This is a genomic window from Bradyrhizobium sp., from assembly GCF_049581145.1.
GTDB lineage: Bacteria > Pseudomonadota > Alphaproteobacteria > Rhizobiales > Xanthobacteraceae > Bradyrhizobium.
Genome location: NZ_JBAURI010000997.1, coordinates 1 through 7176 on the forward strand (window position 1 = coordinate 1; position 7176 = coordinate 7176).

The window sequence follows — 7176 nt, forward strand, 5'->3', positions numbered from 1 at the left end:
CCGAACAGCCGGGGACGCGATGGGACTATGGCCACTCGACTGACGTGCTCGGCCGCGTCATCGAGGTGATATCGGGCCAAACGCTGTTTCAGTTCGAGAAGCAGCGGTTGCTCGATCCGCTTGGCATGACCGAGACCGCGTTCTCCGTCGCGGACCCGGCGCAGCGGCCGCGCATTGCCGAACCGATGCCGGCCGATCGCTTTGCCCATCCGGTCGCCGGTATCAAGGACTCCACCGTGCCGCGGCGCTGGGAGTCCGGCGGCGCGGGCATGGTCTCGACGGTCGGCGACTATGCGCGTTTTGCGCAGATGCTGCTGAACCGCGGCACGCTCGACGGAAGGCGCTATCTCAAGCCAGAGACCGTCGCGCTGATGACCTCGGACCATATCGGCCCGGAGACCAAGATCATTCACGATCCCTTCTATTTTCCCGGCCCCGAGAGCGGCTTCGGACTCGGCTTTGCCGTGCGCACGGTGCCACCGCACCCGTCCTGGCCGGTCGGCGAATATCGCTGGGACGGCGCTGCCGGGACCTCATTTTTCATCGACCCACGCGACGATCTGTTCGGGATCTGCATGGTCCAGGCGCCGTCGCAGGGCGGCGAGATCCAGCTGGCGCTGAAGACGATGCTCTACGAGGCACTGGCGCATTGAGGCGCCCGCATCTCATCGCCGGCCGATCGTCTCATCCAGGAAGCTGTGCAGTTCCTGCGTCGCATCGCCCGTCGCCTGCCCATCGTCGTCCGGCCAGTGCCCGGGCAGCTGCTTGCCGGGTTGAAACCGGGGCACGTCGAAAGCGTGATCGGCGTCGGGATAGACCAACAGCTTGACGCCTCGCGTCGCCGTGCCGTCGCGCGTGATGCCGAGGCTGCTGCGTCCTGCAACCATGTCGCGGCAGTCCTGCACGCGGGTCCGATCCTCGCGCTCGCCGATCAGGATCAGGGTCGGCACCGTCATGTGGCCGGCGAATGCGTTGCAACCGGGATCGAAGGCGATGGCCGAGCGGAATCGGTCTGCAAACAGGTGTTCGATCGAGTTGCGCTCGACCGACCACAGCGCCATCCGCGCGCCGCTGGAAAATCCCAGCACCGCGACACGCTTGGGATCGACGTCGAATCGCTCCGCCAGGAATTTCAAACCCCGGTAGGCGTCAAAGCCCATGTCGAAGGGCCAGGGCTGATTGCAGGTGTCCGCTATGTTTCGCGTGCCAAGACTATCGACCGAAAGCGTCACGTAGCCCCAGGCGGCGATCATCCGGCCCCAGCGTGCGTCGACGCGCAGGTAGTTGCCGTTGCAGCCGTGCAACAGGACGACGGCGCCGAACGGTCCCGAGCCCTCCGGCCGGCGCAGCGCGCCCTGCAGCTGAACCGGATTCGGGTTCGATTCCAGCGCCGACTCCAGCGGGACGATTTGCGGAGCGCCGTCGATCTCTCCCGCCACGCAGGGTAAGGCCGCCAGACCCGCTGCGATCAAGAGGGCTTTCAGGAGCATGTCAGGGTCTGCCGGCTCTCGCCCCGTGGCGAAAGCTAGCGCAAGCCTGTGCCGAATTGAAGATGGCTTCAGGTTGCTGGCGGCGCGGCCCTACGCACCCCGCGCGATCTCGCGCACCAGGCCGACTGTCTCCTCGATCATCGCGGCGGTGATGTCGAGATGGGTGCAGGCCCGGATCCGTCCATCCATCATCGCAAGCAGCACGCCGCGCTTGCGCAATTCGGCCACCATGGCCTCGCCGGAGGTGCCGGCGCCATCGGGCTTGAAGAAGACCAGGTTGGTTTCGGGATCCTGGACGTCCATGCCCGAAATCTGCGACAGCCCGCGCGCCAAGGCGCGCGCATTGCCGTGATCCTCGGCAAGCCGTTCGACATGATGGTCGAGCGCGTGGAGGCAGGCGGCGGCGCAGATGCCGGCCTGCCGCATCGAGCCGCCCAGGCGCTGCTTCCAGCGCCAGACCTCGTCGATGAAGGCGCGCGAGCCTGCGAGCGCGCCGCCGACCGGTGCGCCCAGGCCCTTGGAGAAATCGATCCACGCCGAATCCCAGCCCTTGGCCATGTCGCGGGCCGCAATGCCGGTTGCGACGCAGGCGTTGAGCAGCCGCGCACCGTCCATATGGGTGGCAAGGCCCGCGGACCTGGCGATCTCCAGGACCTCGTCGAGCGCGGCCTGCTTCCAGATCGTGCCGCCGCCGATATTGGCGGTCTGTTCGACGCTGACCAGCGTCTGCGGCGGTTGGTAGCGTGTGCGCGGATGCAACGCCCGGCGCAACGTGTCGGGCGAAAATTGCCCGTCGGCGCCCGTGAGCGGCGTGATCTGGAAGCCGCCGAGGGCGGCATGCGCGCCGCCCTCGCGGGCGATGATATGCGCGGTCTCGTGCGCCAGGATTTCATCGCCCGGCCGGCAATGCACCAGCGTCGCCGCGACGTTGCACATGGTCCCCGAGGGCATGAACACCGCGGCCTCCTGGCCCAGCAGTTCGGCGACGCGCTCGCACAACAGGTTGACGGTCGGATCGTCGCCGATCTGCTCGTCGCCGACCTCGGCCCGCGCCATCGCCTCCCGCATCGCCGGCGTCGGCCGGGTCTGGGTGTCCGACAACAGGTTGATGCGCACGGCCGGCGCCTTAGGGTCGCGCGGGGGAGGGGTATAGAGCATGGCGGGGTCTCATCGCTATTCGAAAAGTTGCGGCCTGATGTCTTGCCCGCTGTGGACGATGACACTGATTTCGACGTGGTCAGGCTGGACGGTGTAAAAGATCAGGTGTGACTGAAAGCGGAAACGTCGATAGCCTGATGCAAGTTCGAACCAATCCGGCGTAGTAGGCGTCCGCCTGATAGCTGCCAAATTTCCGGTCGGTGAACTCGTAGATGTCGATCAGGTCGGCGCGGGCGCGATCGGTAAGCCGGAATTCAGCCATGGCGGCGCGCGGCGACGCGCTGCCGCGCGGCAGCAAGAATCTCGTCGGGAGTTTCGGTTGTGAGAGATTTGCAGTCGGGATGCTGGAGCATTGCTTGATACCGGCGCACCTGCTCGTCGCGCGGCAGCTCCGCCCACGCGGCCAAATCTGCCTCGCTCGGCATCGCCGAAGGCATGACCAGCGTTGATTTGTCGGTCGTTTCTGACATGGACCAGCTATATCACAACAAAAACGCTCCGGCAAAACGAGAGCTCAGAACGGCGGCACGCCCGACGGAAAGCGTTATCTCAAGCCTGAGACCACGCACTGATGACCTCGGACGATATCGGCCCGGAGACCATGATCATGCACGATCCGTTGCCAAGCGCCTTTCGATCTGCGCGAGAGCACGGTGTGTGTAGCGGATGTTCACAGGCCATGCTTTTTCCACATGGCCCGGACATCCTCGGCTGTCGCGAGTTCGCCACGCTCGATCTCGGCTTCGGCCAAGCCGGCGTCTTCCTCGGTTGTCAACGGGATCGGCGGCTGATCGACACCTGCGAGCTGCAACATCACGCGCGCGAGCTCGTCCTGCCGCGCGTCGGGGAGAGCGGAAACAGTGTCAAAAGCCTGCTCAAGTAGACGGGTGATCCAATCAGATCGTACCGCGATCTGGGAGCCCCGTCGAGCATCCGGGAACGCCGCAAGTGCCGCAACAAAAAGGCCCCGGCAAAACCGGGGCCCCTGATCGTTTCAAAACCCCGGTCCGATCAGCGCGAATAGAATTCGACGATCAGATGCGGCTCCATCTGCACCGCGAACGGCACGTCGGATAATGCCGGGATGCGCACGAACTTCGCGGTCATCTTGGAGTGGTCGACATCGAGGAAGTCGGGCACGTCGCGCTCGCCGAGCTGGACCGCTTCCAGCACGTGGGTGAGCTGCCGGGAGGATTCCTTGACCTCGATGAGGTCGCCGACCTTGACCTGGTAGCTCGCGATATTGACCTTGCGGCCGTTGACCTTGATGTGGCCGTGATTGATGAACTGGCGCGCGGCGAACATGGTGGCGACGAATTTGGCGCGGTACACCACGGTGTCGAGCCGCCGCTCCAAGAGGCCGATCAGGTTCTCGCCGGTGTCGCCCTTGAGCCGGCTCGCCTCGACATAGAAGCCGTGGAACTGGCGCTCTGAGATGTTGGCGTAATAGCCCTTCAGCTTCTGCTTGGCGCGGAGCTGGACGCCGAAGTCGGAGAGCTTGCCCTTGCGGCGTTGGCCGTGCTGGCCGGGGCCGTATTCCCTGCGGTTGACCGGGCTCTTCGGGCGGCCCCAGATATTCTGGCCCATCCGGCGATCGATCTTGTATTTCGCCTCACTGCGCTTAGTCATCGCGTCCTCTTCGGTTTTCAATGGTTTGAGGAAACGCGCCCTCCTAGTGCACCGGACCCAAGTCCAGGGCCGGTGCCGACAGGTCCATTCCTTAAGCCTCAAGGGCCGGACCACGGGTCGCGAAACGCTTCGCGGGCCGAAACCGGCCCGCGAGCAGGCGGTTTCTACGAGCAAATTCGTCCATTTGTCAAATCGATAGCTGGATTCTGAGGTCGAAACCGAACCGGAGCGCCTCGCAATGCATTAAAATGCCGGCTGTTCGCGGTTCGCGCGCTAAAATATCGTTAATTCGAGCCGATTCCATCACGCCTGCCGCTTGATCCCCTGCAGGCTCGCGGCGATGCCGCGCTGGAACAAGGACCAGTCGAAGCCGAGCGCCAGCACCAGGTAACCGCGGTCGATCATCTGGTTGGCCTGGTCAGCGGTGCGCGCCACGCCGCCGATCGGCACCCCGCTTTTCAGGATGCCTTCTTCCGCCCGCGCCATCAGCGCCTGCACCTCGGGATCGTCGATCTGGCCGCGCTTGTCGATCGAGGTAGCGAGATCGCCGGGGCCGATCACGGCGACATCGATGCCCGGCGTTGCCATGATCTCGTCGATGCGGTTGACCGCCTCGACATGCTCGATCGTGATCATGCAGATCATGTCGTCGTCGGCGGTCGCCATGTAGTCCGCCATCGAGACACCCCAGCGGAACGGGGCATGAAACGGTCCCCACAGCCGCTCGCCGCGCGGCGGATAGCGCACGCTGCGCACCGCCTTTGCGGCGTCGTCGCGGCTCGAGATCATCGGGAAATTGATGCCGAGCGCACCGATATCCATCGGCGCCTTGGCAAGCCATGGCTCGTTGGCGGCGATCCGCGCCAGCGGCACGCAACGGGTCCCTGACGTCGCCACGATCATCGCATGCGCCATCGTCAGGTCGATCGGGCCGTGCTCGAGATCGACGATGATCCAGTCGAGCCCGCAGGCCGCCATGATCTGCACGGTCTGGATGCTCGGGATGGTGGCGATCGCGCCGAAGGTCGGGCGCTTGTCGCGCCACTCCTGGCGCAGGCGGTTCAGCGGCGTTGTTGCGGACATCTCTTACCCGGTTCCTCTGATCATGCCGGAACGCGGCCGCCGAAGAACGGCATCAGCGCACGGCTCAGCGTGTGCGGCCGGCCCGAGGTGAACAGCATCGCGGCGCCGGCATGATCGGCTTCGCCGCCATGCTCTTTCCCGAGCGGCGGCCCCAGCAGATCCGACACCCGCCGCGCGATCGCCGGCGCCGGATCGATCCAGTCGACCGGCCATGGCGCCAACCGCACGAAGCGGTCGAGCAGCAGCGGATAATGGGTGCAGGCCAGCACGATGGTGTCGGTGCGCGCGGTCGCATCGTCACCGTCGCCGACGAAGCATGGTGCTAGCTCGGCTGCGACGTCGCGATCGCTGACCACGTTGCCACTCAGCGCGCTTTCGGCAAGCGAAGCCAGCTCCGGCGAGCCCACCAGCGTCACCTCGCAGCCCAGCGCGAAATCGCGGATCAGCGCCTTGGTGTATTCGCGCTTCACCGTGCCCCTGGTGCCGAGCACCGAGACCCGCCGGGTTTTCGATTGCGCGCAGGCCGGCTTGATCGCCGGCACGGTGCCGACGAACGGGACCGTGTAGGCATCGCGCAGATGCGACATCACCAGGGTCGAGGCAGTGTTGCAGGCGATCACGACCAGATCGGGCGCGTGCGACGCGATCAATTCGCCGATCAGCGGCACCACGCGAGCAACGATGGCTTCTTCGCTGTGATGGCCATAGGGGAAGAATGCATCGTCGGCGACATAAACGTAATGCGCATCGGGGCGCGCGGCGACGATCTCACGCAGCACCGTGAGGCCGCCGAGCCCGGAATCAAAGACCAGAATCGTTGGAGTCGATGCCACGGCCTGATAATATCTGATTTGGCGTCATCAATCAGCGGCCTTTGTCGATCTTTTTGTCCGGACGGAAGCCGGCCCCCCTCGTGGCGCAACGGGGCGGACCGTTGGCCCGAACCAGGTCCCCTCGAGTCATCCTGTCACGGCGCCTCCGTGACCGTCATGGCAGGGGATTATCCGGCGATCCGCGTCATGGCCACGTCAAGATAACGGGGTGGATGCCCAGGCTTTTGCCTTGCCGAAGGGGCCCGGGCCGGGCAGGCGGGACAGGCCCGGACATGCCATCAGGCAATGACGACCTAGCCGATCGAAAGTCGTTCGGCATTCGCCGCGACGTGCTGGCGATACCGATTGACGACGCTGCCGGCCGAGGCGCCCGCCATCAAATTGGTGCCGGATTCGAAGGCCGCATTGATCTTCTCCTCCAGCATCAGATGCATTTCGTTGACGGCGTCGTTGCCGCCGCGTGTGAGCTTGAGCATGCGAAGTCCGATCACTTGACCGGATTCCAGGCCCAGCATCATGGTTGAATAAAACGGGAAGAACATTATGACCTTTCCTGCAGCATGATGCTGCGTACGCGCCGCGTCACTTCGTTGGTTGGTGCGAGTCTCCGGTCAAGGCTGTTTTGTGCTGTTGCCCGTGACGGAGTCGAACCGGCAACCCTCACGTTGCCGCCAGCGAACAAATGGAGTTCAGCCGGCAAAGGTTCCCGCGATCGCTGATTTGTTTCGGGCCTGCTCTCGACTTGCCCGTTGCCGGGTCGACTGGCTCGGCCGCGGCAGCGAGCCAGCTCTCACCCTTGGGCCGAACGCTTGGGCCGAACCCTTGGACCGAACTCTTGGACCGAACTCTTGGACCAAACCCTTGGGCCCGAGTTATTTCTGCGTCTGAGCAGGCGCGGTTGGACTGGGCGTCGTCGTCACTGTCATCGACACGCTGCCGTAGCCGAAATAGACGAGGGCGCCGAACACGACGGCGAACAGGAT

At 64.7% G+C, this 7176-nt stretch carries 11 protein-coding genes; 2 read left to right on the forward strand and 9 right to left on the reverse strand.

What is annotated here, in order from left to right; all coding sequences use genetic code 11:
- A partial coding sequence (locus WCB02_RS32320) for a serine hydrolase domain-containing protein (protein WP_423964673.1) occupies positions 1 to 653 on the forward strand: 653 nt, incomplete at its 5' end.
- 12 nt (positions 654 to 665) lie between these two features.
- Here the strand turns inward: WCB02_RS32320 and WCB02_RS32325 are convergent.
- The 5 genes from WCB02_RS32325 to WCB02_RS32345 all read right to left on the reverse strand — a co-directional run bounded on the left by WCB02_RS32325 (position 666) and on the right by WCB02_RS32345 (position 3118).
- The gene (locus tag WCB02_RS32325) at positions 666 to 1490 is read right to left on the reverse strand and encodes a dienelactone hydrolase family protein (protein ID WP_423964675.1); all 825 of its coding nucleotides are present in this window, start codon (positions 1488 to 1490) and stop codon (positions 666 to 668) included.
- Between the two features lie 90 nt (positions 1491 to 1580).
- Complete coding sequence (locus WCB02_RS32330; RefSeq protein WP_423964677.1) at positions 1581 to 2648, reverse strand: threonine aldolase family protein; 1068 nt, start codon at positions 2646 to 2648, stop codon at positions 1581 to 1583.
- 15 nt (positions 2649 to 2663) lie between these two features.
- Positions 2664 to 2753 (reverse strand): hypothetical protein, encoded by a 90-nt coding sequence (locus WCB02_RS32335; RefSeq protein ID WP_423964693.1) that lies wholly within the window; start codon positions 2751 to 2753, stop codon positions 2664 to 2666.
- On the reverse strand, positions 2728 to 2946 hold the full coding sequence (locus WCB02_RS32340) for a type II toxin-antitoxin system RelE/ParE family toxin (RefSeq protein WP_423964696.1): 219 nt from the start codon (positions 2944 to 2946) through the stop codon (positions 2728 to 2730). Before WCB02_RS32340 ends, WCB02_RS32335 begins: the two co-directional genes overlap by 26 nt.
- Complete coding sequence (locus WCB02_RS32345) at positions 2903 to 3118, reverse strand: hypothetical protein (protein WP_423964679.1); 216 nt, start codon at positions 3116 to 3118, stop codon at positions 2903 to 2905. Before WCB02_RS32345 ends, WCB02_RS32340 begins: the two co-directional genes overlap by 44 nt.
- Before the next feature lie 131 nt (positions 3119 to 3249).
- Between WCB02_RS32345 and WCB02_RS32350 the strand changes: the two genes are divergently transcribed.
- Positions 3250 to 3531: a hypothetical protein gene (locus WCB02_RS32350; RefSeq protein WP_423964682.1), complete on the forward strand. Its 282-nt coding sequence runs from the start codon at positions 3250 to 3252 to the stop codon at positions 3529 to 3531.
- A 128-nt stretch (positions 3532 to 3659) separates the two neighbouring features.
- Here the strand turns inward: WCB02_RS32350 and rpsD are convergent, their stop codons facing one another.
- From rpsD to WCB02_RS32370, 4 genes are all read right to left on the reverse strand, one after another.
- The gene (gene rpsD, locus WCB02_RS32355; protein WP_423964685.1) at positions 3660 to 4277 is read right to left on the reverse strand and encodes a 30S ribosomal protein S4; all 618 of its coding nucleotides are present in this window, start codon (positions 4275 to 4277) and stop codon (positions 3660 to 3662) included.
- Positions 4278 to 4580: 303 nt separating this feature from the next.
- Positions 4581 to 5360 (reverse strand): HpcH/HpaI aldolase family protein, encoded by a 780-nt coding sequence (locus WCB02_RS32360; protein WP_423964687.1) that lies wholly within the window; start codon positions 5358 to 5360, stop codon positions 4581 to 4583.
- A gap of 20 nt (positions 5361 to 5380) precedes the next feature.
- Positions 5381 to 6193, reverse strand: a complete 813-nt coding sequence (murI, locus tag WCB02_RS32365) for a glutamate racemase (RefSeq protein ID WP_423964689.1) — start codon at positions 6191 to 6193, stop codon at positions 5381 to 5383.
- A 293-nt stretch (positions 6194 to 6486) separates the two neighbouring features.
- Positions 6487 to 6735 (reverse strand): hypothetical protein, encoded by a 249-nt coding sequence (locus WCB02_RS32370; RefSeq protein WP_423964691.1) that lies wholly within the window; start codon positions 6733 to 6735, stop codon positions 6487 to 6489.
- Positions 6736 to 7176 lie beyond the last annotated feature (441 nt).

What these genes read in the sequence shown, in the direction of transcription:
- WCB02_RS32330 (WP_423964677.1), bottom strand. Translation starts at nt 2,648, where the DNA reads ATGCTCTATACCCCTCCCCCGCGCGACCCTAAGGCGCCGGCCGTGCGC.
- WCB02_RS32345 (WP_423964679.1), bottom strand. Translation starts at nt 3,118, where the DNA reads ATGTCAGAAACGACCGACAAATCAACGCTGGTCATGCCTTCGGCGATG.
- rpsD (WP_423964685.1), bottom strand. Translation starts at nt 4,277, where the DNA reads ATGACTAAGCGCAGTGAGGCGAAATACAAGATCGATCGCCGGATGGGC.
- WCB02_RS32350 (WP_423964682.1), top strand. Translation starts at nt 3,250, where the DNA reads ATGATCATGCACGATCCGTTGCCAAGCGCCTTTCGATCTGCGCGAGAG.
- WCB02_RS32360 (WP_423964687.1), bottom strand. Translation starts at nt 5,360, where the DNA reads ATGTCCGCAACAACGCCGCTGAACCGCCTGCGCCAGGAGTGGCGCGAC.
- WCB02_RS32325 (WP_423964675.1), bottom strand. Translation starts at nt 1,490, where the DNA reads ATGCTCCTGAAAGCCCTCTTGATCGCAGCGGGTCTGGCGGCCTTACCC.
- WCB02_RS32370 (WP_423964691.1), bottom strand. Translation starts at nt 6,735, where the DNA reads ATGTTCTTCCCGTTTTATTCAACCATGATGCTGGGCCTGGAATCCGGT.